The sequence below is a fragment of the Maledivibacter halophilus genome (assembly GCF_900167445.1).
GTDB lineage: Bacteria > Bacillota > Clostridia > Peptostreptococcales > Caminicellaceae > Maledivibacter > Maledivibacter halophilus.
Window position 1 is genome coordinate 421,333 of sequence record NZ_FUZT01000002.1, and the last position, 25,315, is coordinate 446,647.

Below are 25,315 nucleotides of genomic sequence, written 5' to 3' on the forward strand. Positions count from 1 at the left end.
TTATAAATTAAGTTTTACTATATAAATTCTATATATATGTTATAATTTATATAGATGTGCAGACTGCTGGGAGGTAATGAATATAGATGTCAGATAAAAAAAGAATACCATATTTGAATTTTATACCGCTATTGATAATAGCCTTTATATTATATAAGATTATAAATAAGATAGATTTTTTCCTGTTTATAAATATTAATTTATTGTCTATCCTTAGTCCTGTAATATGGGCATTTGCTATAGCTTATTTATTAAATTCTCCAATGTCATATATTGAAAGGAATTTTAAATTAAAAAGAGGATGGAGCATATTAATTATTTATATGTTTGTTATTGGAATTACAACAATATTTATAACTATAGTTTCTCCTAGGATTATAAACAGTATTCTAGATCTTTTGAAGAATTTACCGGATTATATTAAAATAACAGATATATGGATAACAGAAAAAATAACAGATTTAAAGCTATTGGACAACTATGGAATTACCCCCTATGTTGAAGATGGTCTTAATAAAATTATTGAGCAAGTAGGTAATTATCTTAATAGCATCTTATCTGCAGTTGTATCAAAGGCAATTAACTTTACCTCTACAATATTTAAAATAATTCTATCTATGATTATAGCTGTTTATTTCTTAAAGGATAAGGAAATATTTATTTTAAGCTTAAAAAAAGTGGTTTTTGCTTTGTTAAACAAACAAATGGCTAAGGGTGTAATAGAATTTGCAGCAGAACTTGATAGACTATTTTCCCAGTTTATAATTGGTAAATTTATAGATTCCTGTATAATTGGCGCCATGTGCTTTATAGGGCTTCTTATTATAAAGGCACCCTATGCTTTGCTTTTAAGCTTAATAGTTGGTATAGCAAATATGATACCATATTTTGGCCCATTTATAGGAGCTGTACCAGCGGTTGCTATTACTCTTTTTGATAGTCCCATTAAAGCTATATGGGTTTTAGTATTTATAATAGCACTTCAGCAGTTTGACGGCTTATTTTTAGGGCCTATGATCCTTGGGGATAAGGTTGGGCTATCACCATTTTGGATAATCTTAGCTATAATAATCGGTGGCGGAATGTTTGGAGTTATAGGAATGTTTTTAGGTGTTCCCATAATGGCTGTTATAAAAGCATTATTTGATAAGTTTATTAATAAGAGACTTGATGCGCAGAATATTAGGATGTAAAGAATTTTAAAATATAAAATATAGTAGAGAGAGTCAGGTGGATTATCCACATATTGTATTTTAAAACTAATAATGTTAACTATGCAATTTTTTCATATGATTCTTATAAAAAAGATGATTAGCAAGCTTTTATTCTACAAGGTTTTGCTAATCGTCTTTTTGTGTTTATACAAGCTTTAGCTGTATTTTTAGATATCACATTAAATAAACAACTGTATTTCCGAGTCAATTGCATCCTTTAAATAACCCTTTGCATCTATAACTTTAACTTCATCTATTAACTCATCCTTTTTAAGACCCATAACCTCCATTGATAATTTACATCCATAAAAATTTACACCCTTTTTTCTAGCTCCACTCAAAAAGGCTTCTAGAGGTGGAGCTTCATCATCTTTCATCATTTCCTTTAGGAGTATTTTACCAAGTCCGCTGAAATTCATCTTAGATAGAGGTAAATTTTCCGGTCCCTTTGGTGATACCATAGAAAACATTTTTTCATAGCTGGTTTTATTTTCTTCTGATATTTTCTGGGGGTCTCTCAATAAAAACAGACCCCAGAATGCAAAAAACATACTAACATCTATACCTAGCTCTCTTGCTGAGTTTGCCAGTATTAGGGCTGCTAAAGCTTTATCATAATCTCCACTAAATAGTATCATGTTCATCTTTTTAGACATGCTTAACACTTCCTTTTAAATTTATACCTGCTTCATTATTTTTCCCAAAACAAATTTGAATATTATATGTATTTTACAAATAGCTAATTTCCTACAATAAAAAAGACCTATATTAATATACAGGTCCGTAGTAAAATAGAGTATTGTATTTTAGAATTTAGAACTAATAAAGCGAGTCGATTTTTTATTTGTTTCGTATTTATTCAAATAGTATTTTTTATTAATAGATATCTTATTAAGAGCATTAATTAAACAATCAACTTCATATTTATTGTTATACATACCAAAGCTTATTCTTACCATTCCAGGATGGGGCAAAGAAGAATCATTAATACGTCTTTCTATTACTTCCTGACTAACATTAAGGAGATTATGAAGATAAGGGTGGGCACAAAAACATCCATTTCTCACTGCTATACCAGCTTCGTATGAGAGAATATTTGCCAAGGTTTCATGATGTATCCCTTTCATATTAAATGTGATGATTCCTACTCTATCATTGTAATTGGAAGTATCACCATACATTTCTATATCTGGTACAGTTTTTAATCCTTCAATTGCATATTCAGTTAATTTTTTTTCATATTCATGTATGCTTCTGATTCCAAGGAAATCTAAAGTTTTTATGGCTGCCGATAAGGCTATTACTCCGATTATATTTGGAGAGCCAGCTTCCTCTTTATGTGGTGGCTCAGCCCATTTTACATAATCGTGGGTAACGATTTCCACTGTCCCACCGCCTGGATAATCTGGGGCTCCCTTTTCAAAGGTGGACTTTGGACCGATAAGAACTCCTATGCCAAAGGGAGCATACATTTTATGAGCTGAGAAAACCAAGTAATCTATATTGTGTTTTGGATCTTGATTATTCATTTTAATAGGGAGATGGGCTGCTAATTGAGCGCCATCAACCAGGATTTCTGAATTATATCTATGGGCCAGCTCTGCAATTTTATAAATGGGGTTAATATAACCGGTTACATTTGAAATACCTGCCACGGTAACAAGTCTAACATTATCGGAATATTTTTTTAGTTTATATTCTAAATCCTTTAAAGATAAACGACCCTTTTCATCAATATCGACATAATCTACTTTAAATTTTTCTCTCCATGGTAAGTCATTAGAATGATGTTCCATATTTGTTGATAAAATTACATTTTTTCCATTTTTCTTGTCTAACCTGTAAGAAAGCTTGTTAATAGCTTCAGTGGTATTTTTTACGAAAATTATAGTATCCTTAGACAGATCGGCGCCCATAAATTTAGCTATTATTTCTCTGGACTTTTCATACATTGAGGAGGAAAATCTTGACTTATATCCTGTACCTCTATGTATGGAGGAATACATGGAAGAGAAGGCAAGAACCTCATATAACACATTTTTTAGAGGTGGTGTAGTGGCTGCATTATCAAAATTAATTTCGGTCATATATTTATCTTTTCCTAAGGGAATTTTAATGTTTACGCCGTGGACATATGATCTGAAGTAAGGAAAGTCATTTTTAGTAAGCATATTATTCACCTTCCCAAATGTATTTAGAAACTCTAGTCATGAAAATTCATCATAATAATAGTTTATTCACATAAAAAATAAATGTGATTTAATTTCTATGATTTCATTGACTTGATAATAAAAGAGGTATATAATTTACTGGAAGATACGAACTAATGTTTGATTAAAGATAAAGATAATATGAATTATAATACAATTTTGAGTAGGATAGAAAAGGTATTGTAGATACCTTAAGACCCCAAAGAATGACTTCAACCTTAGAGCTTAAAATCTAAAACTTATAACTACAAATGTGTCGAAGACATATTTGTAAATATACGAGGTGTTTTTATGGGAGAATTTAAGATCGTTTCAGATTATAAACCTACTGGAGATCAGCCAAAGGCAATAGAGGAATTAAGCAATAGTATTAATAAGGGCTTAAATCACCAGACATTATTGGGGGTTACTGGTTCCGGTAAGACATTTACAATAGCAAATATTATTGAAAAAGTACAAAAACCCACTCTGGTAATTGCCCATAATAAAACTCTGGCTGCCCAGTTATGTAGTGAATTCAAAGAATTTTTTCCGGACAATGCTGTAGAATTTTTTGTAAGCTATTATGATTATTATCAACCGGAAGCTTATGTAGTTCAAAGTGATACTTTTATTGAAAAGGATGCTTCAATAAATGATGAAATAGATAAACTCAGACACTCGGCAACTATGTCCCTTTTTGAAAGAAGAGATGTAATAATAGTAGCAAGTGTGTCTTGTATCTATGGTCTAGGTGATCCAATCGACTATGAAAATCTAGTTCTTTCACTTAGACCGGGAATGACGAAAGGTAGAGATGAAATACTGGAAAAACTTGTAGATATACAATATATGAGAAATGATATAAACTTTACAAGAGGTACCTTTAGAGTGCGGGGAGATATAATTGAAATATTTCCAGTTTCATCTTCTGAAAATGCTGTAAGGGTGGAATTGTTTGGTGATGAAATAGATAGAATTACTGAAGTAAATGCCCTTACTGGAGAAATTGTTGGTTTAAGAAACCATGTGGCAGTTTTTCCAGCTTCTCACTATGTAACAAAAAAGGATAAACTGGAAAGGGCTATTGAGCATATCGAAGAAGAGCTAAAGGATAGAGTAAGAGAATTTAAAGATCAGGGAAGATTAATAGAAGCTCAAAGGATTTACCAACGAACTAAATATGATATAGAAATGCTTAAAGAGGTTGGATTTTGCCAGGGAATAGAAAATTATTCAAGACATATATCCGGGAGAAAACCTGGAAGTAAACCATATACACTTATAGACTATTTTCCTGATGATTTTCTAATGGTAATAGACGAATCCCATGTTACTATTCCCCAAATAAGAGCTATGTATGGTGGTGATCGTTCTAGAAAAGAGAATTTAGTTGACTTTGGATTTAGATTGCCCTCAGCATTTGACAATAGGCCTCTTAATTTTGAAGAATTTGAAGGCTTAGTAAATCAAGTCGTTTTTGTCAGTGCAACCCCAGGTCCCTACGAAAAAGAGCATAGCAAAAAGGTGGTAGAACAAATTATAAGACCTACTGGATTAATTGACCCTAAGATACATGTTAGACCAGTAGAAGGTCAAATAGATGATTTAATAGGTGAAATAAATAAAAGAGCTGAGAAGAAACAGAGAATTCTAGTTACAACTTTAACAAAAAAGATGTCTGAAAGGTTAACAGATTATTTGAAAGAAGTAGGAATAAGGGTAAAATATATGCATTCTGATATAGATACTATGGAGAGAATGGAAATTATTAGAGATTTGAGAATTGGTAAATTTGATGTATTAGTGGGTATAAATCTTCTGAGAGAGGGTCTTGATCTTCCAGAAGTTTCATTGGTTGCCATATTAGATGCTGATAAGGAAGGATTTTTGAGGTCAGAAACATCATTAGTGCAAACCATAGGAAGAGCTGCAAGAAATTCTGAAGGGGAGGTAATAATGTATGCCGATAGGATCACTAAATCCATGAATTTTGCCATTGATGAAACCAATAGAAGACGTGATATACAAATGGATTATAATAAAAAGCATGGTATTACACCTATGACAATAAAGAAACAAATCAGAAATATTATTGAAGCTACTAAGGTTGCCGAAGAAGAAGTTAAGTACGGCGTAGACAATGATGATAAATTAAACAGAGAAGAATTACTTAAGCTTATTGATGGTCTTGAAGCTGATATGAGACAAGCTGCTGCTGATTTACAGTTTGAAAGGGCTGCAGAGCTGAGGGACAAGATAGAGGAGCTTAGGGAGAAAATAAATAATCGATAATGATTAGTGAATGATTGAGAGATGAGTTTTAAAGCATAAGTTAGAACTGATTTGAGGTGAAATAGTGAGTAAAAATTATATATATGTCAGGGGAGCTAAGGAGCATAATCTTAAAAATATTGATGTAAAAATACCTAGAGATAAGTTTGTTGTTGTAACAGGACTTAGTGGCTCTGGAAAATCTTCTCTTGCATTTGACACCATATATGCTGAAGGCCAGAGAAGATATGTTGAGAGCTTATCAGCATATGCAAGGCAGTTTTTGGGACAAATGGAAAAGCCAAATGTAGAATATATTGAAGGCTTATCTCCAGCTATATCTATAGATCAAAAAACCACCAGTAGAAATCCACGTTCGACGGTTGGTACTGTTACTGAAATATATGATTATTTAAGATTATTATATGCCAGAATAGGTATTCCCCATTGTCCTGTGTGTGGAGTAGAAATATCCCAGCAAACAGTAGACCAAATAGTAGATAAAGTATTGGAATTAGAAGAAAGAACGAAAATACAAATTCTATCCCCGGTAATCAGAGGAAAGAAGGGGGAGCATAAAAGGGAATTAGATAGAATAAAAAAGGATGGATATGTTAGGATTAGAGTAGATGGAGAGATTAGAGAAATATATGAAGAGATTAAGCTTGAGAAAAATAAAAAACATACTATAGAAGTTGTTGTTGATAGATTAATAACAAAAGAAGGAATAGAAAAGAGACTTGCTGACTCTATAGAAACTGCCCTTAAGCTATCTGACGGATTAGTAATTGTAAATATACTTGAGGGTGAGGACATGTTATTTAATACTAAATTCTCATGTCCTGAGCATGGTATAGGTATTGGAGAGCTGGAGCCTAGAATGTTTTCATTTAACAGTCCCTTTGGAGCATGTCCTTCTTGTAATGGAATAGGATACCTTCTAAAGGTTGATCCTGAGTTAATCATCCCAAATAGAGAATTATCCATAAATCAGGGGGCAATTGCTCCTATTGCCAATAGTGGAGAAGGAACCTATTATCAGCAGATGATAGCAGCATTGGCTAAAGATCACAGTGTCAGTTTGGATATGCCGATTAAGGAACTGTCAAAGGATTTTATAGATGAGCTTTTATATGGTACGAAGGACAGGACAATCAAGTTTCATTATGAAAGTAAATATGGTTATAGAGAATATAAATCTCCCTTTGAAGGGATAATCAAAAATTTGCAAAGAAGATATAGAGAAACTAATTCCGATTATATAAGAAGTAAAATAGAGGAATATATGAGCTTAAATGCCTGTGAAAAATGTAAGGGTGCAAGGCTTAGTGATGAATCCTTAGCGGTAACCGTTGGGGACAAGAATATTTCAGAAATTACAGATCTGTCGGTTAGAAAGGTCTTGGAGTTTTTTGACAATCTAAAGCTTGATGAAAAAAGAGAGTTTATTGCACAGCAAATACTAAAGGAAATAAAGGGAAGACTTAACTTTTTAGTTGATGTGGGACTGGATTATTTAACACTTTCCCGATCCGCAGGGACACTGTCTGGAGGGGAGTCTCAAAGAATAAGACTTGCAACCCAAATAGGTTCTGGTCTTGTAGGTGTACTTTATATACTTGATGAACCAAGCATAGGATTACATCAAAAGGACAATGAAAGACTGCTTAAAACACTGAGAAATCTTACTGATTTAGGTAATACATTGATAGTAGTTGAGCATGATGAAGATACTATATATGCTGCTGACCATGTTATAGATATTGGTCCCGGAGCAGGTGAGCATGGGGGATATGTGGTGGCTGAAGGAACAGTAGATGAGATTAAAGAAATTGATAAATCTATAACCGGTCAATATTTAAGCGGTAAAAAAGAAGTTAAAGTTCCCCGTGAAAGAACAAAAACAAACGGAAAATCTATTAAAATAGTTGGAGCACAGGAAAACAATCTTAAAAATATAAATGCAGAAATTCCCCTGGGAGTATTTAATTGTGTTACAGGTGTTTCCGGTTCGGGTAAAAGTACATTGGTTAATGAAATTCTTTATAAGAGAACGGCAATGGAGCTTCATAGAGCTAAAAGGAAGCCAGGAAAGCATAAGGAAATAAAAGGACTTGAACATATCGATAAAGTTATTGATATTAATCAGTCTCCAATAGGAAGAACCCCTAGATCAAATCCTGCTACTTATACAGGAGTCTTTGACCATATAAGGGATTTGTTTGCTACTGTACCGGAAGCCAAAGTAAGGGGATATAAAAAAGGTAGATTTAGTTTTAATGTAAAGGGTGGCAGATGTGAAGCCTGTAGAGGTGATGGAATAATTAAAATAGAAATGCATTTTTTACCTGATGTTTATGTTCAGTGTGATGTATGTAAGGGGAAAAGATATAATAGAGAGACTTTGGAAGTAAAGTATAAAGGAAAAACAATATCTGATGTTCTTAATATGACAGTAGAAGAAGCATTGGTTTTCTTTGAAAACATACCTAAAATAAAAAGAAAGCTAGAAACTCTCTATGATGTAGGCCTTGGATACATTAGACTTGGACAACCATCGACACAGCTTTCCGGTGGAGAAGCTCAAAGAATTAAGCTTGCCAGTGAGCTGAGTAAGAGAAGCACAGGAAAGACATTATATATACTTGATGAACCTACTACTGGACTCCATATAGCAGATGTAGATAGGCTTATAGGACTCCTTAAAAGACTAGTTGAAGGAGGCAATACAGTAGTGGTTATAGAGCATAATTTGGATGTTATTAAGTCAAGTGATTATATTATTGATTTAGGGCCGGAAGGTGGCGATAGAGGAGGAACCATAGTAGCACAGGGAACACCAGAGAAAGTGGCAGGTGTAAAAAAATCATATACGGGACAGTATTTAAAGAAAGTATTGAAAAATTAATAAGACAAAAAAGGAAATCTTTTTGTTAATATGCTCCTCTTATAGTAGATAGTTGAAATAATATAACTTTTTACTAAAGAGGAGTTTTATTAATATTCTGGTATTATACATAAAATTTTCGATTTATTGCAAATGTTTTCTAAAATCTTACAGGTGCAAAGGTATAATTTATTTCTTTTTCTTCTTGACAAATAATCATGTAAATTGCATAATAACCATATATATATTATTTCGACAATTTACAACAACTTAAATCAATGTACTATTATGGTTATATGAAGTCAATCTGGAGGAATTTTATGGATGGATATTTAATAAAAAAAGTTTTAAATAATAATGTTATATTAGTGCAGCAAAATTACCAGAATTATATTTTGGTAGGAAAAGGAATAGGATTTAATAGAAAAAAAGGCACATTATTAAAAAATATCGATGATATAGAAGAAAAATTTATATCGTTAAAGGGATTGAATGAAAGCGAATACGAAACCTTTATAACAACAATAGATCCTCAAATAATAGAAACAACTCAGAAAATAATTGAAATGATTAAGGCTGAAATAGGAGAAAAATTAGATTCCCATGGATATATTGCGCTAATTGATCATATAAACTTTGCTATAAAAAGAATAAATGAAGGTATTAAAATTGTGAATCCTTTTCTATTTGAAATAAAGCTTCTTTATCCAGATGAATATAATTTAGCTAAGAATGCAGTTTCAATATTGCAAGAAGATTTGCAAACAGAAATTCCTGATGCGGAAGTTGGATTTTTGACTCTTCATATTTACGGAGTTAGAAAGGATAAAAGCAAAAACGAAGCTTTGGAGAATTCTAAAATGATTAGTGAAATTTTAGAATTGGTAGAAAACAAGTTACAGATAAAATTAGAGAGGAATTCCTTTTTAAGTAGAAGATTTGTTATGCATCTAATGGGAGTAATAGATAGAGCATATACTCAAAGATTTGATGAAAATAAATTCCTGAAAAAACTGGAAGAGGATCTTAAGTATGAATTTAGTATAGCCTATTATATAGTAAAAAAAATAGAGAACAAACTGAATGTAAAAATACCTGAGGGGGAAATAGGATATATAGCTCTTCATTTGTACAAAATGCGTGTATGATTTGGAGATAAAATGTAACATTTAAAGTGAAAAAAATGTGATGTGAAGATGTTGATAGAGAAAACGTTTTATGATAAAATATAATAAGTTATATTTTATAAATCAATAATAATTTACATGTTACTGATTCGATCAGGCATGAGTAAAGGCTATGATGAAATAATATTGTATTATTTTGTCCTTTTACTCATGTCTTTTTATTTTGCATTTAAAAGGGAGAGGTTTGAATGACTAAAGAAAAGTTTCAAGAACTTAATAAAAAACATTCTAACCATGAAAACAAAAATAACAGCAAAAAACTATTGGACTTAGCAGTAAATATATTAGATGCAGTAGGTGGAAAAGAAAATATCAAAAAAATTGATGCATGTATTACTCGCTTACGTGTAGATGTAAATAATATTAATAAAGTTGATAGCAAAAGAATAATGATTTTAGGTGCTCAAGGAGTTTTTAAGGTTCAAAGTGGTATACAGGCTGTATTTGGAATAGAATCAGATCAATTGAAGGATTTGATTAAAGATTTAATAGGAGGAAATGCAATAAAACGTATAAAAACACCTCATAAAAATCAAAGTAATATTACAAAGTCAATAGATAAAAATTTATTTGTCTCACCCTTAAGTGGAAAACTATTAGATCTAAAGGATGTTCCAGATGAGATTTTTTCACAAAAAATAATAGGTGATGGATTTGCCATAGAACCTGTAAGTGGGGAGCTTGTATCACCGGTAAATGGAAAAATAATGACAGTATTTCCAACTAAACATGCAATATCTATAATGGCAGATAGTGGCCATGAGATACTGATTCATTTTGGTATTGATACTGTAAAGCTTAAAGGCGAAGGTTTTGAACTTCTTGTAAAATCAGGTGAGACTGTACAAGTTGGCCAGCCTATACTTAGAGCAAACTTGGAAATAATAAAATCTAAAGCTTCTTCTATAATTACGCCAATTATATTTACAAATCTTTCTAAAGAAGAAACTGTGACATTTGAAGCAGGAGCTGAAGTAAAGGCTGGGCAGGAAGAAGTTTTTATAATATAGCAAATATTTGCATTAAGTAATTTAGGATAATTATAGTGAAATAATATTAAATTTCAATTTATACATCTTAAAAATATTGATTTTTACAATTTCTTATAATGTATAAATTAACTTTTCAGTTTGTTTCACTATATATATACAGGGTTTACATAGTAAAACTTAATTTGTACTTGTACAAATACTTAGAGCTTTTGGAAGTTTTGGACGTGTATAAATTAAAGTTTTTACTTAAATCCCTATAATAAATACAAAATATTTTATAAAAAAACTAAAAATAAGGAGAGGTTATACTATGGAAAAAAAAGTGAAAATATTGAATGAAAGTGGTTTGCATGCAAGACCAGCTGCAATTTTTGTTAGAGCTGCATCAAAATATAAATGTGACGTTAATATTGAAGCTAATAATTCTATTTATAATGCCAAATCTATTATGGGGATAATGAGTTTAGGAGCAAAAAAAGGCGATGAAATAAAAATTATAACTGATGGAATAGGCGAAAAAGAAGCGATGGACGAATTAGTTGGACTTATAGAGTCAAAATTTGGTGAAGAATAGAGGAGGATTATATATGATAACTGGCACAGGTGCTTCACCAGGTATAGCACTAGGAAAGGCATTAGTGATAAAGAATCAGGAAATCCATATCTCGAAGGAAGAAATTGAAAATATTGAGAAAGAAAAAAATAGATTTATAAAAGCTGTGGATAAATCAAAAAAAGAATTATATAATATTAGAGATAAGGCTTTAAATGAGCTTGGAAAAGAGAAAGCAGCTATATTTGATGCTCATATAATGATATTAGATGATCCAGAACTTATATCAAAATCTTTAAATAGAATCGAGAAGGAAAAAATAAATTCTGAATATGCATTTAAACAAATAACTGATGAATTTATAACAGTTTTTGAAGCAATGGATAATGATTATATGAAAGAAAGAGCAGCAGATATAAGGGATGTTTCCAGTCGAGTTATAAGAAATCTTATGGGAATTACTGTAATTGACTTATCAATACTAGAGGAAGAAGTTATACTTGTTGCCCATGATCTAACACCTTCAGATACTGCAATAATGGATAAGGAAAAAGTTTTAGGCTTTTTAACAGATATTGGAGGAAGGACATCCCATACAGCAATAATGTCTAGAACTTTGGAAATACCAGCTGTTGTAGGTCTTAAAAATATCACACAGAAGTTAAATGATGGAGATTTTGTAATATTTAATGGAGAAACTGGAGAAGTTATCATTAATCCATCAGACAAGGAAATTAAAGAATATAGGGATTTAAAAGAAAAATATGAAAAAGAAAAAAGAGAATTAGAAGCTTTAAAGGGTGAAGTAAGCATAACCCTTGACGGTAGAAAAGTAGAGCTTGCTGGAAACATAGGAACACCAAAGGATATCAAGGGACTTATTAAGAATGATGCAGAGGGTGTGGGATTATATAGGACAGAATTCATATACATGGATAATGATTCCCTACCAACAGAGGAAGAACAATTTGAAGCATATAAAGCTGTATTAGAACCAATGAAACCTAAGCCAATAGTAATAAGAACCTTGGATATAGGTGGAGATAAAGAGCTTTCATATCTAAAATTCGATGAAGAAATGAATCCATTTTTAGGATATAGAGCCATTAGGCTTTGCTTAGATAAAAAGGATATATTTAAAACTCAACTAAGAGCTTTACTTAGAGCAAGTGTTTATGGTAATCTTAAGATAATGTTCCCTATGATTTCAAGTTTAGAAGAACTTTTGGAAGCAAAGGAAGTATTAAATGAAGCAAAGAAAGAATTAGATGATGAAGGAATTGATTATTCATCTGGTATAGAAGTGGGAATGATGATAGAGGTTCCAGCTGCTGCTCTGGCTAGTGATGCTTTAGCGAAGCATGTAGATTTCTTTAGTATAGGTACCAATGACTTGATTCAATATACTACTGCTGTAGATAGAATGAATGAAAAAATTCATCATTTGTATAATCCATTTAATCCCGGTGTTTTACGACTTATAAAGATGACCATTGATAATGGACATAAAGAGGGGATATGGGTTGGTATGTGTGGAGAAATGGCAGGAGATAGTAGAATGATACCAATACTTCTAGGATTAGGATTAGATGAATTTAGCATGAGCCCTATATCTATTTTGCCAGCAAGAAAGTTAATTCGTTCTTTAGATTATAAAGAAATGAAAAAATTTGCAGATGAAATAATAAACATGGGAAGTGCTAAAGAAATTGAAGAATATATTCAAAAATATTTTTAAAAAGCTCCATATATGAAAGGTTTGAAAACAGGAGTTGATGTAAATTGAAAACCATTGGTGTATTAACTAGTGGAGGAGATTCTCCAGGAATGAATGCAGCTATTAGGGCTGTAGTAAGATCCGCTATATACAACGGTATAAAGGTAATGGGTATAGAGCGAGGATATAATGGATTAATTAATGGAAAAATAAAGGAAATGAATCTATCATCGGTTGGAGATATAATTCACAGAGGTGGTACTATTTTAAAGACTGCAAGGTGTGAAGAATTCAAAACTGAAGATGGAAGATCAAAGGCTTTGAATGTACTTGAAATATTTGGAATAGAGGGTCTTGTAGTAATAGGTGGAAATGGATCCTTTAAGGGTGCTCAAAAACTTAGCCATTCAGGAATAAAGACAATCTGCCTACCTGGAACAATTGACAATGATTTACCTTATACAGATTATACAATAGGTTTTGACACAGCAGTAAATACAGTACTACACTCTGTAAGTAACATAAGAGATACATCAGCTTCCCATGGAAGAGCAAGTATAATTGAAGTTATGGGAAGGTATTGTGGAGATATAGCTCTATATGCTGGACTTGCAGGAGGAGCTGAAAGTGTAATAGTTCCAGAAGAAGAGTATAAGAAGGAAGACATATTTAGAAAGCTTATTAATGGAAGAAATAGAGGTAAAATGCACAGTATCATTATGCTTGCAGAAGGTATAGGAAATGCATTTGACTTAGGAAAAGAAATAGAAGAAAAAACTGGCATAGAAACAAAGGTTACTGTATTAGGTCATATTCAAAGAGGTGGAAGTCCTACAGCCTTTGACAGAATTTTAGCCAGCAAAATGGGAGCTAAAGCAATAGAATTGCTTATTGATGGTGCATCAGGTAGAGCTGTTGGAATGAAAAATAATTCATTAATTGACTTGGATATTGATGAAGCTCTTTCACAGGATAAGCAATTTGATAAGGATATGTATAAATTAACAAATATTCTTTCAATTTAAAATTTTTAATAGATTATAAAAATAGATATTTTTAAGATTGTTTCACTATAAGTGAGTATATTAATTCTATTGTTAAATCAACAATAATATGTTATATTTAAATAAATATTGAAGAATTTAATAAAGGATAATATTATATGGGTGCCTTTTTTAGGGATAATAGGGAAGTTTGGTGAAAATCCAGCACAGCCCCCGCTACTGTAAGTACTACTGATAAATCAATATGCCACCAATTAGCTTGGGAAGGCGATTTATTGGGAAATGTATGAGTCAGGAAACCTGCCTATATATTAGTTAATTGATACTTCGGTGGGAAGTTATCGATGTATATTTAAGAACGAATACATTGCTAAAAATCTAGCCGATAGGGTTAGATTTTTTATTTTCTAAAGAAAGTGGTGAATAAAATGAAAAAAACTTCAAAGGGAAAAGCAATATTAGTTGTCAGTTTTGGAACAAGCTATTCTGAGACTAGAAAAGCCACAATAGAAGCATGTGAAGAAAGAATTATTAAGATTTTTCCAGAGTATGAAGTAAGAAGGGCATTTACTTCACAAATAATTATTAATAAGCTTAAAAAGAGAGATGGTATATTTGTAGATAATCCTAGGGAAGCTTTAACCAAGCTAAAGAAAGAAGGATTTTCAGAGGTTTATGTTCAGCCATTACATATTATAAATGGCGCTGAGTATGAGGATATAGCCAAAGAAATTCATAGGTTTAAAAATGAATTTGTTAAGCTTGCTTTAGGTAGGCCTCTTTTAACTAGCATAGAGGATTATAAAAGAGTGGTCGCTGTTTTAGCAAAAAAAATTCCAAGGAGAAGAGATGATGAAGGGGTAGTATTTATGGGCCATGGAACATATCATCATGCTAACTCAGCCTATGCATGCTTAGATTATGCATTTGAGGATCAGGGAGAGAATAATGTTTTTGTTGGAACAGTAGAAGGATTTCCAGAAATTAAGAATATTATTAAAAAACTGAGGAAAAAAAATATAAAAAAGATAACCCTTATTCCCTTAATGCTTGTTGCAGGGGACCATGCTCAAAATGATATGGCTGGTGATGATAAAGATTCATGGAAAAATATCTTTGAAGTCCAGGGATATAAGGTAGATATAATTCTTTGCGGCTTAGGTCAATTATCTGGTATTCAGGATATATATGTAGAGCATTTGAAAAAGATCATGGAATAATAATTATATTAGTAAAAAATCATAAATATGTAATAAGAAATTCAAAATAAAAAAAAAGCGACTTGTCGCTTTTTTTATTACACAAAAATTATATATAAAAATTTATTATAGTCGTAAGAAACAATCTAATAAGGAAAACTAAAACCAATAGTAAAAAAAGATGAAAAAATCAACTGTAAAAAATAAATGGTTATTAAAACAATGATGCAAGCTAAAAAACCTTTCGTTCTAGGCGAGACGACGGCAGGCTTGTCACTAGACATAGCTAAAAACCACACTCCTTTAAATTTAATTATTTATTAATATGATTCTACCATATTTTAATAGAAATTAAAAGTATTAGAAAATAAAAGGTAGAATATTCATTCTAGTTTAAATTCTAGACCTGATTTTTATCTATATGTTTAATCTTTTTACTTTCCAAAAAAGCAGCTACAGCCTTTAACTTATCACTAGTAATGTATCCTTCTATTGACCCTGTAGAATTATATAAATATAATATTAATTTATTTTTTTCAACAGTATATTTCTGTATATTATAGTAGGGATAAAAGCCAGAGTGGTTAGATAGCTTGTCATTTAATGGAACGTCAATTCTAAAATCTAGTCCCCTAATCAAAATTCCATCGGTCATAAAGTGAATCTTTGTATATTTATAGGTAATATAAAGTAATATTTCTGTTATGAATATCCAGATAATAAGATTTATTATGGCTTTAATGGAAATAAAGGATAAATTTTTTGAAGCAATAGCAGGCCATAAAAATAGTATAAAAATTCCCAAATAGAATATTAGTCTGTTATAAATTTTAGAGGGAACTATATCTAAAAAGAAAAAGATTTTATCCCTTATATAATATTTTGAAGTTAATATTAATCTAAAAATAAATTGAATAGATGAAAAAACTATTATGAAAAGGAAAAATAATATATTGGGAAAAATTACTTCTATACTATTTCCTAGAGACTCCAAATTAATATTTGGTAAAATAAAAGTAATTATAGAGATTACAGTCATAAATGCTATAACAAAACCAATACTTCTTTTGCTGTTATTCAAATTTATCAACTCCTAGAGGTATTTATATATAGTATAATTATATTAGATTTCAAATTATTAATCAATTTTGATAGAATATAAAATAAGATTTAAAAATTAACCCAGATTATTTATGAAAAGCTTGAAGGAGTCCAAGTGATTTTGATTTCTATATGGATAATCTGAATTTAGACTAGAGGTGCATATATATATGTTTAGTATAAAGGAACAATTAAAGAAACTACCGGATAAACCTGGAGTATATATTATGAAGGATGAAATGGATGATATAATCTATATAGGAAAGTCTAAATCCTTAAAGAAAAGAGTCAGTCAATATTTTAGTAATTCTAAAAAGCATGATCCTAAAGTAATTGCTATGGTTAAATGTATAAAGGAGTTTGAGTATATAATCACTGATACAGAGGTTGAAGCTTTAATTCTAGAAGCTAATTTAATAAAAAAACATAAACCTAGGTATAATATTGCCCTTAAAGATGATAAAAACTACCCATATATTAAGGTTACAGTAAAAGATAAATATCCAAGGGTAATAAAAACCAGGAAAATCATTAAAGATAATGCAAAATATTTTGGTCCATATATAAATGTTGATGCGGTAAATAAAACCCTCGAAACCATAGAAGAATTATTTCCCTTAAGAAAATGTAATAGGAATTTAGAAACTAACAAAGATAGGCCGTGCTTAAATTATCATATAAAAAAATGCATTGGTCCTTGTACTGGAAAGATAAATCATCAGGAGTACATGGAGGTAGTAAATCAGGTAATTCTTTTGCTTGGTGGGAAACATGATATACTTATAGCTGAGCTTAAGGAGAGAATGTCAGAGGCCTCTGAGCAGTTAGATTTTGAAAGGGCAGCAAAGTATAGGGACAGAATAAATGCATTAAATAATCTTTTAGAAAGACAAAAAATAGTTTCAGCCTCTGATACAGATCAGGATTATATCTCAATGGCTAGAAATTCTGATAAAACATGTGGAATGATATTTTTTGTAAGGGCTGGGAAACTAATAGGAAGAGAGCAACATATTTTGGAAGGAACAAATGATATTAAGAGATCTGAAATATTGAGCACATTTGTAAAACAATTTTATTCTGGCAGTGCCTTTATTCCAAAGGAAATACTTATAGATGAAAAAATTGAGGATGATCTATTGATCGAAAAGTGGTTATCCCAAAAAAGAGGAAATAAAGTAGTCATTAAACAACCTATAAAAGGAGAGAAAAAAAAGCTTCTTGAATTGGTTCATAAAAATGCTTTAGAGTATTTAACAAAATTTGAAGAAAAAATAAATAGAGATAAAGAATATAGTGAAAGCTCTTTAAGGGAATTAGTGGGACTATTATCACTTAAAAAAATTCCAAGACGTATTGAAGCCTATGATATTTCCAATATTTATGGAGTTTTTTCAGTAGGGTCTATGGTAGTCTTTAAAGATGGAAAACCCCTTAACAGTAGCTATAGAAGATTTAGAATAAGGACTATTGAAGGACCAAATGATTATGGAAGCATGCAGGAAGTATTGTTTAGAAGATTTAAAAGAGGAATTGAAGAAAAGCAAATGCTTAAGGAACAAGGTATATCATATGTTGAAGGAAAGTTTTCATTTTTTCCTGATTTAATTTTAATTGATGGTGGCAAAGGGCAAGTAAAAGTAGTAAAAGAAGTACTTTATGCTTTAGGTGTAAATATACCTGTAGCAGGGATGGTAAAAGATGACAAACATAGAACTAAAGGTCTGGTTTTTGAAAATGCAGATATTTTTTTAGATAAACAAAGTTATGTATTTAAGTTAATTGCAAGGATTCAGGATGAGGTCCACAGATTCGCAATAACTTATCATAAGACCATAAGGGACAAGTCTCTAATTCAATCTGTCCTAGATGAAATACCAGGCATAGGACAAAAGAGAAAAAGTGAATTATTAAAGCATTTTGGCTCTATTGGGAAGATTAAAAAGGCTTCTATTGACGAACTTAAGCAAGTCGAAGGCATGAATGAAAAAATAGCAAATAATGTTTATGATTTTTTTAGAAAAGATAAAGCTTAGTATTAAAGGTTTCGATGAAAATACTAGAAAATACTATTATTATAGGTGGTGTATAATTTGAAAACAATACCAACAAAAAAACTAATTAAAGATTTAAAATTAGAAATTGCTAATAATTGGAAAGATCATGGCAGTGAGATTACAACCAGTGAAGTTAATAGAGTAGGACTTCCCTTGGCAGGATATTTTGAGAATTATGGATTTGATAGAGTGCAATTAATAGGAAAGGCTGAGTGGAGTTATTTTACTAGATTATGCGAAAAATTTAGGAGACAAAGGGCAAGAGAATTAATGAAAAGATCTATTCCCTGTTTAATTGTAACAAGGGGATTAGATGTGCCTGTAGAATTAATGGAAGAAGCTGACAAAGCAAATATACCAATTTTAAGGACTTGTACTCCCACTTCAAAATTCGCCAGTAAAACTATATTTTATTTAGAGCATGAATTGGCTCCAACTACAACATTACATGGGGTTCTACTTGAAGTCAATGGTATTGGAATACTTATTTTGGGAGATAGTGGTGTAGGAAAATCGGAAACAGCTTTAGAATTAGTTAAAAGAGGTCATAGACTTGTGGCGGATGATGCTGTTCAAATTAAGAAGGTTGATGAATATACATTACTTGGCACAGCACCTGAAATCATAAAGTACTTTTTAGAAATAAGAGGTATAGGTATATTAGATGTGGCAAAGCTATATGGAATGGGAGCAGTTAGGGAAAAGAAAGTTATTGATTTAGTTGTAAAACTTGACACGGATGAGTCTAATACTTACGACAGATTAGGTATAGATGATGAGTATATTGAAATCCTAGGAGTAAATGTTTCAAAAATAACACTTCCTGTTAGACCTGGAAGAAATTTTGCCGTAATTCTAGAAGCAGCAGCTAGAAATCATCGTCAAAAAGAAATGGGATATAATGCAGCTGAAGAATTAAATATTAGGCTTATAAATCAAAATGATATAGAATAGATTGATAAATAAAATAGAAAATGAAAAAACTGAATATTGTTTTATCAGATTAGTTGAAAAAATTTGAAAACTATTAGCTATAGTGAAACAATGTCAAAATTTAATTTATATATATTAAGATATCAATGTTTATGGATTTTTTATGATGTGTAAATTAGCTTTTACATATGTTTCACTATTATTTACTAAAGCTTTTTTTATTGTAATAAACACCATAAAATGATATAATCTTAACAAGCGACAAAATTCGACTACACATTTTTAAAAGCAGCTTATTACAGGCTTTATAAGTATATATATAAAACAATATAAAAATATTTAATATCTATAATTGATTTTTTATACCAGTAATAGTAAAATGGAAACGATGGAGAGAGATTTTTATTTATTAAAAATGAAAGGAGAGGTGACATGGCTAAAGATATTTTAACAAAAGAGAATTTTGACAAGCTAGGTGAAGTAATTGAAGTAAACAAAGGAAGAAAAGGGGCATTGATGCCGGTACTTAATGAAGCTCAAAATATATTTGGAGCTATACCACTTGAAGTGCAAAAAGTAATTTCAAGGGAGCTAAATATACCGGTAGCAGAGATATATGGTGTAGTAACTTTTTACTCACAGTTTTCTCTTGTGCCAAAGGGTGAATATGTAGTATCAGTATGTTTAGGAACTGCATGTTATGTAAAGGGTGCCCAAACTATTATTGACAGAGTAAGTAAAGAATTGAATGTAGAAGTAGGTGGAACATCACCGGATGGTAAGTTTTCATTACAGGCTACAAGATGTATTGGAGCTTGTGGACTTGCACCAGTATTAACTATTAATGAAGATGTTTATGGAAGATTAGTTGAGGCAGATGTTCCTGATATTTTGAAGAAATATTAATTTGATATTTAACAAACTAGATAAAAATAATGTACTTTATTGCAATGTTGACAAATTTTGACATATAATATAAAAATATCTAATGAAACATGAAAAGTATTATTATAAATAAACTATAAATATCGAGCTTAAACTATTAGCTTATATATTTCTAATTTAAATATTTTAATTTATAGGTTTTATATCTAAATTTAGGGAGGTTAAAAAATGAAATCATTAGCAGAATTAGCTAAGATAAGGGAAGAAGCCCTAAAGAAAGTAGACATTAGGAAAGAAAGAAAAGGAACAAGGATCGTAGTGGGAATGGCAACATGTGGAATATCAGCAGGAGCGAGACCGGTATTAACAGCATTATTAGAAGAAATTAAAAAAAGAAATTTAAATGATATAGAGGTTGCCCAAACAGGATGTATAGGAGTATGTAGGCTTGAACCAATTGTAGAAATATACAGAGAAGGGGAAGAAAAAGTAACATATGTGGAGATGACTGCTGAAAAGGCAAAAAGAGTAGTGGCAGAGCATCTAGTTAACGGAAAAGTAATAAGAGAATTTACAATTGGAGCGTATGAAAAGTAAAAGTTAGTATTATAGTGCTATTATGATTTTTAATAAATATAGGATAAGGTTATCCCGATATATATTGACCTTATAAAAAGGTTTTCAAATAATCTATTGTCAGCTATTAGCAGACTTTCTAGAAATACTACAAGATACCAAAGGGAGGTAAAAAAATGGAACTATATAGATCACACGTACTGATCTGCGGCGGAACAGGATGTACATCATCAGGATCTGATGATGTAGAAAAAAAATTCATATCAGAGCTAGAAAAACATGGACTCACAAATGAAGTAAAAATAGTAAGAACAGGATGTTTTGGATTATGTGAAGTAGGCCCTATAGTTATAGTATACCCAGAAGGTGCCTTTTATAGTCATATAAAAGTAGAAAATGTAGAAAAAATAGTTGAAGAACATCTTTTAAAGGGAAGAATAGTAAAAGATTTATTATATTATGAAGCCTTAGAGGAAGATGAGATAAGATCAATAAATGAAGTTGAGTTTTATAAGAAGCAGAGAAGGGTTGCCTTAAGGAATTGTGGAGTTATAAATCCTGAAAATATAGATGAATATATAGCAATGGATGGATACAGAGCGCTAGGTAAAGTATTGACAGAAATGACACCGGAAGAAGTAATCGAAGTAGTAAAAGATTCGGGCTTAAGAGGCCGTGGTGGCGGAGGATTCCCAACTGGTCTTAAATGGAAATTTGCATATAATTCAAAGGATGACCAAAAATACGTAGCATGTAATGCCGATGAAGGTGATCCAGGGGCATTTATGGATAGAAGTGTACTTGAGGGAGACCCCCACGCAATAATAGAAGCTATGGCAATAGCTGGATATGCCATAGGATCGGATCAAGGTTATGTATATGTAAGGGCAGAGTATCCAATAGCAGTACACAGACTTAAAATAGCCATTGAGCAAGCAAAGGAATATGGATTGCTTGGAAAAGATATATTTGGAACAGGATTTAATTTTGACTTAGAAGTAAGGCTAGGAGCAGGAGCCTTCGTATGTGGAGAAGAAACTGCACTTTTACAGTCAATAGAAGGAAAACGTGGTATGCCAAGACCAAGACCACCATTCCCAGCTGTGAAGGGGTTATGGGGTAAACCAACACTTTTAAATAATGTTGAAACCTATGCAAATATAGCACAAATTATATTAAATGGACCGGAGTGGTTTTCATCAATAGGAACAGAGCGATCAAAGGGAACAAAGGTTTTTGCCCTTGGTGGAAAGATAAACAACACAGGATTAGTAGAAATACCAATGGGAACAACCCTAAGAGAAGTAATATATGAAATAGGTGGTGGCATACCTAACGGGAAAAAGTTCAAAGCAGTACAAACAGGAGGCCCATCTGGCGGATGTATTACTGCTGACCATCTAGATACACCAATAGACTATGATAACTTAATAGCCCTTGGATCAATGATGGGTTCTGGTGGAATGATTGTAATGGACGAAGATAACTGCATGGTGGATATAGCAAGATTTTTCCTTGATTTTACAGTGGATGAGTCCTGTGGAAAATGTACTCCATGTAGAGAAGGTACAAAAAGAATGTTAGAAATTCTAGAAAAGATAACATCAGGTAAAGGAGAGCCAGAGGATCTTGAAAATTTAGAGAATCTAGCCAATACAATCAAATCCGCATCACTATGTGGACTTGGCCAAACAGCTCCAAACCCTGTGCTTTCAACACTTAGATATTTTAGAGATGAATATGAAGCCCATATATATGACAAAAAATGTCCAGCAGGAGCATGTAAAGCATTACTTCAATACACAATTACAGATGCTTGTAAGGGATGTACATTATGTGCAAAATCTTGTCCTGTAGGATGTATCAGTGGAGAAGTTAAGAAAATGCATGAAATAGATCAAAGTAAATGTATCAAATGTGGAGCTTGTATGGAAAAATGTCCATTTAATGCTATCGTTAGAAAATAGAAATTAAATTATATTTAATAATATAAGACAAGTCGGATTAATTAATTACTCTCTTTAATTTCAGTTGCAAAGGTGAGTAGAGAGGCTCTAATTGGAGATTAAAAGCGAAAAGGAGAGGTGAAAAATGGAGAAAGTTACTTTAACCATAAATGGTAATCAGGTTCAAGTACCAAGTAATTATACAGTACTTGAAGCTGCAAAAGAAGCTGGAATAGATATACCAACCCTTTGTTATCTTAAAGATATTAATGAAGTAGGTGCTTGTAGAGTTTGTTTGGTAGAAGTAGAAGGTGCAAGGAGCCTGCAAGCATCATGTGTGCTTCCAGTAAGTGAAGGTATGGTAGTTAGAACAAACACTAAAAAAGTAAGAGAAACCGTTAAAAATGTAGTTGAGCTAATTCTTGCAAATCACAATAGAGAGTGTTTAACATGCTTTAGAAATAAGAACTGTGAGCTTCAAACTTTAACTGAGGAATTAGGAATAGAAGATATACCTTATCAAGGAGAAAAAAGACCAGGAACTGTAGATGACAAATCCCATTCAATAGTTAGAGATGCAAGTAAATGTATACTTTGCGGAAGATGTGTTAATGTATGTAAAAATGTTCAAGGAATTGGAATTTTGGATTTCACCAATAGAGGTTTTTATACAGAAGTAGCTCCTGCCTTTGATGTAAGTATGGCTGATGCACCATGTATTTACTGTGGACAATGTATAGTTGCATGTCCAGTAGGGGCTTTAAGAGAAAAAACAGATATTGAGAGAATTTGGGATGCAATCGATAATCCGGATGTTCATGTTATAGTGCAAACTGCACCTGCTGTTAGGGCGGCCCTAGGTGAAGAATTTGGATTACCAATAGGTACTAGAGTAACTGGAAAAATGGCAGCAAGCCTTAGAAGACTTGGTTTTGATAAAGTATATGATACTAACTTTGCTGCTGACCTTACAATATTAGAAGAAGGCCATGAACTATTGAATAGAATCCAAAACGGTGGAAAGCTTCCTATGATTACTTCTTGTTCACCAGGATGGATTAGATATTGTGAATTCTACTATCCAGAATTTTTAGATAATTTATCAACTTGTAAATCACCACATCAAATGATGGGTGCTGTATTAAAATCCTACTATGCAGAAAAGAATAATATTGATCCTAAGAAAATATTTGTTGTTTCTGTAATGCCTTGTACTTCTAAGAAAACAGAATCTGCAAGGGAAGAAATGAAAGTAAATGGACTTAGAGACGTTGATGCAGTTCTTACAACTAGAGAATTAGGTAAAATGATTAAACAGGCAAGAATTAATTTCTTAGAATTATCCGATGAAAAATTTGATGAAATCTTTGGTGAATACACAGGTGCAGCTGTTATATTTGGAGCCACTGGTGGAGTTATGGAAGCAGCCCTTAGAACTGTGGCCGATGTATTAACAGGTGAAGATTTAGAAAATATAGAATATCAAGCGGTTAGAGGCGTTGAAGAAGGTATCAAAGAAGCTGAATTAGAAATAGCTGGAAATAAAATAAGAATTGCTGTTGCCCATGGAACTGCTAATGCTGCTAAAGTGTTAGATATGGTTAAAGCAGGTGAAAAGGACTATCATTTCATTGAAGTTATGGGATGTAGCGGTGGTTGTGTAACTGGTGGTGGACAGCCTCAAGTTAATGCTAAGACATTAATGGATGTAGACGTAAGAGTAGAAAGAGCTAAGGCATTATATGAAGAAGATACAATTATGGAAGAAAGAAAATCCCATAAGAACCCAATGATTAAAAAACTTTATGATGAGTTCTTAGGCGAGCCAAATGGACATAAGTCTCATGAGCTTTTACACACTCACTATCATAAGAAAGAAATATATCCAACTGAAGAAAACTGTTGTAATTGCTCATCTCAAGAAGCTGCATGCGGATGTGAAAAATAAAAAATATGGCGTAGGTATATTTTTTACCTACGCTCATCTTTTAATAATGTTAATTATGCAATTTTCTCAGATAAGTAAATTAAGTTTTAAGACTAATAGTTATATTATTTCAATAATGGGTATATAAAATAGATATTAATATATTATAATTTTGACTTCTGACCAATGGATTTTATTCATAGGAAGGACGTTAATTATAAAACTTCATATTTGTCAAACTAATTGCAAGGATAATTCTGAGCAAAAGGTAGGAGATGAAAATTGTAAAGCCCATAATTATGCAAAAAAAGCTTTTCAAAGGATAAGCATTTTCTTATCTTATGAAAAGCTTTTTTGTTTTTATAATAAATGAGGAGGGAAATTTATAATGAACAATAGAATTGGCGTAGTTGCCATAATAGTAGAGGACTCAAATAGTATACAGAAAGTAAATTCAGTTCTTTCAAGCTATTCAGAATTGATAGTTGGAAGAATGGGAGTACCATATAAAGAAAAACAGGTAAAAGTTATATCGATAATAGTCGATGGAACAACGGATGAGATTGGAGCATTAACTGGAAAGCTTGGAAGATTAGATGGAGTAACAGTAAAAAGTGCTTTAACGAAGAAGTAGGAATTCTTTGGTAAATTTATAGGTTGATGTTAAGACAATA

The 25,315-nt window shown here is 31.6% G+C and carries 19 protein-coding genes and 1 riboswitch; of the genes, 16 read left to right on the forward strand and 3 right to left on the reverse strand.

The window, feature by feature from the left end; translation table 11 throughout:
- Positions 1–86: 86 nt before the first annotated feature.
- Positions 87–1,193, forward strand: a complete 1,107-nt coding sequence (locus B5X81_RS05820; RefSeq protein ID WP_079490065.1) for an AI-2E family transporter — start codon at positions 87–89, stop codon at positions 1,191–1,193.
- A 200-nt stretch (positions 1,194–1,393) separates the two neighbouring features.
- Here B5X81_RS05820 and B5X81_RS05825 read toward each other — a convergent pair whose 3' ends face one another.
- Together B5X81_RS05825 and B5X81_RS05830 are read right to left on the reverse strand one after the other, a co-directional pair.
- Positions 1,394–1,870 carry a DsrE/DsrF/DrsH-like family protein gene (locus B5X81_RS05825; protein ID WP_079490067.1) on the reverse strand — a complete coding sequence of 159 codons (477 nt, stop codon included), beginning with the start codon at positions 1,868–1,870 and terminating at the stop codon, positions 1,394–1,396.
- 150 nt (positions 1,871–2,020) lie between these two features.
- The gene (locus tag B5X81_RS05830) at positions 2,021–3,385 is read right to left on the reverse strand and encodes an aminotransferase class V-fold PLP-dependent enzyme (protein WP_079490068.1); all 1,365 of its coding nucleotides are present in this window, start codon (positions 3,383–3,385) and stop codon (positions 2,021–2,023) included.
- A 330-nt stretch (positions 3,386–3,715) separates the two neighbouring features.
- Here B5X81_RS05830 and uvrB point away from each other — a divergent pair, with 330 nt between their 5' ends.
- The 8 genes from uvrB (at position 3,716) to B5X81_RS05870 (ending at position 15,237) form a co-directional block, all read left to right on the forward strand.
- Positions 3,716–5,698 (forward strand): excinuclease ABC subunit UvrB, encoded by a 1,983-nt coding sequence (gene uvrB / locus B5X81_RS05835; RefSeq protein ID WP_079490070.1) that lies wholly within the window; start codon positions 3,716–3,718, stop codon positions 5,696–5,698.
- Between the two features lie 64 nt (positions 5,699–5,762).
- Positions 5,763–8,585: an excinuclease ABC subunit UvrA gene (uvrA, locus tag B5X81_RS05840; RefSeq protein ID WP_079490071.1), complete on the forward strand. Its 2,823-nt coding sequence runs from the start codon at positions 5,763–5,765 to the stop codon at positions 8,583–8,585.
- 299 nt (positions 8,586–8,884) lie between these two features.
- A complete protein-coding gene (locus tag B5X81_RS05845) occupies positions 8,885–9,712 on the forward strand; it encodes a PRD domain-containing protein (RefSeq protein ID WP_079490073.1) in 828 nt (275 codons plus the stop codon).
- A gap of 227 nt (positions 9,713–9,939) precedes the next feature.
- On the forward strand, positions 9,940–10,761 hold the full coding sequence (locus B5X81_RS05850) for a glucose PTS transporter subunit IIA (RefSeq protein WP_079490074.1): 822 nt from the start codon (positions 9,940–9,942) through the stop codon (positions 10,759–10,761).
- A gap of 292 nt (positions 10,762–11,053) precedes the next feature.
- The gene (locus tag B5X81_RS05855; protein WP_079490076.1) at positions 11,054–11,317 is read left to right on the forward strand and encodes an HPr family phosphocarrier protein; all 264 of its coding nucleotides are present in this window, start codon (positions 11,054–11,056) and stop codon (positions 11,315–11,317) included.
- A gap of 13 nt (positions 11,318–11,330) precedes the next feature.
- Complete coding sequence (gene ptsP / locus B5X81_RS05860) at positions 11,331–13,034, forward strand: phosphoenolpyruvate--protein phosphotransferase (protein ID WP_079490077.1); 1,704 nt, start codon at positions 11,331–11,333, stop codon at positions 13,032–13,034.
- Between the two features lie 44 nt (positions 13,035–13,078).
- Positions 13,079–14,038 carry a 6-phosphofructokinase gene (gene pfkA, locus B5X81_RS05865; protein ID WP_079490079.1) on the forward strand — a complete coding sequence of 320 codons (960 nt, stop codon included), beginning with the start codon at positions 13,079–13,081 and terminating at the stop codon, positions 14,036–14,038.
- A 122-nt stretch (positions 14,039–14,160) separates the two neighbouring features.
- A riboswitch (cobalamin riboswitch) is annotated at positions 14,161–14,339 on the forward strand.
- A 106-nt stretch (positions 14,340–14,445) separates the two neighbouring features.
- Positions 14,446–15,237, forward strand: coding sequence for a sirohydrochlorin cobaltochelatase (locus B5X81_RS05870; RefSeq protein WP_079490080.1), 792 nt, complete (start codon positions 14,446–14,448; stop codon positions 15,235–15,237).
- Positions 15,238–15,616: 379 nt separating this feature from the next.
- Here B5X81_RS05870 and B5X81_RS05875 read toward each other — a convergent pair whose 3' ends face one another.
- Positions 15,617–16,297, reverse strand: a complete 681-nt coding sequence (locus B5X81_RS05875) for a hypothetical protein (protein ID WP_079490082.1) — start codon at positions 16,295–16,297, stop codon at positions 15,617–15,619.
- Between the two features lie 190 nt (positions 16,298–16,487).
- On the opposite strand from B5X81_RS05875, the gene uvrC reads away from it, so the two are divergent.
- The 7 genes from uvrC to B5X81_RS05910 all read left to right on the forward strand — a co-directional run bounded on the left by uvrC (position 16,488) and on the right by B5X81_RS05910 (position 25,275).
- Positions 16,488–18,353: an excinuclease ABC subunit UvrC gene (gene uvrC / locus B5X81_RS05880; RefSeq protein ID WP_079490083.1), complete on the forward strand. Its 1,866-nt coding sequence runs from the start codon at positions 16,488–16,490 to the stop codon at positions 18,351–18,353.
- A 57-nt stretch (positions 18,354–18,410) separates the two neighbouring features.
- Positions 18,411–19,328, forward strand: a complete 918-nt coding sequence (gene hprK / locus B5X81_RS05885) for an HPr(Ser) kinase/phosphatase (RefSeq protein ID WP_079490085.1) — start codon at positions 18,411–18,413, stop codon at positions 19,326–19,328.
- A gap of 411 nt (positions 19,329–19,739) precedes the next feature.
- Positions 19,740–20,213 carry an NADH-quinone oxidoreductase subunit NuoE family protein gene (locus B5X81_RS05890; protein WP_079490086.1) on the forward strand — a complete coding sequence of 158 codons (474 nt, stop codon included), beginning with the start codon at positions 19,740–19,742 and terminating at the stop codon, positions 20,211–20,213.
- Positions 20,214–20,420: 207 nt separating this feature from the next.
- Entirely contained in the window at positions 20,421–20,789 is a 369-nt protein-coding gene (locus B5X81_RS05895) for a (2Fe-2S) ferredoxin domain-containing protein (RefSeq protein WP_079490088.1), read from the forward strand.
- A 155-nt stretch (positions 20,790–20,944) separates the two neighbouring features.
- Entirely contained in the window at positions 20,945–22,735 is a 1,791-nt protein-coding gene (gene nuoF, locus B5X81_RS05900; protein ID WP_079490089.1) for an NADH-quinone oxidoreductase subunit NuoF, read from the forward strand.
- Between the two features lie 124 nt (positions 22,736–22,859).
- The gene (locus tag B5X81_RS05905; RefSeq protein ID WP_079490091.1) at positions 22,860–24,662 is read left to right on the forward strand and encodes an NADH-dependent [FeFe] hydrogenase, group A6; all 1,803 of its coding nucleotides are present in this window, start codon (positions 22,860–22,862) and stop codon (positions 24,660–24,662) included.
- Between the two features lie 367 nt (positions 24,663–25,029).
- Positions 25,030–25,275: a TM1266 family iron-only hydrogenase system putative regulator gene (locus tag B5X81_RS05910; protein ID WP_079490092.1), complete on the forward strand. Its 246-nt coding sequence runs from the start codon at positions 25,030–25,032 to the stop codon at positions 25,273–25,275.
- The last annotated feature ends 40 nt before the right edge of the window (positions 25,276–25,315 follow it).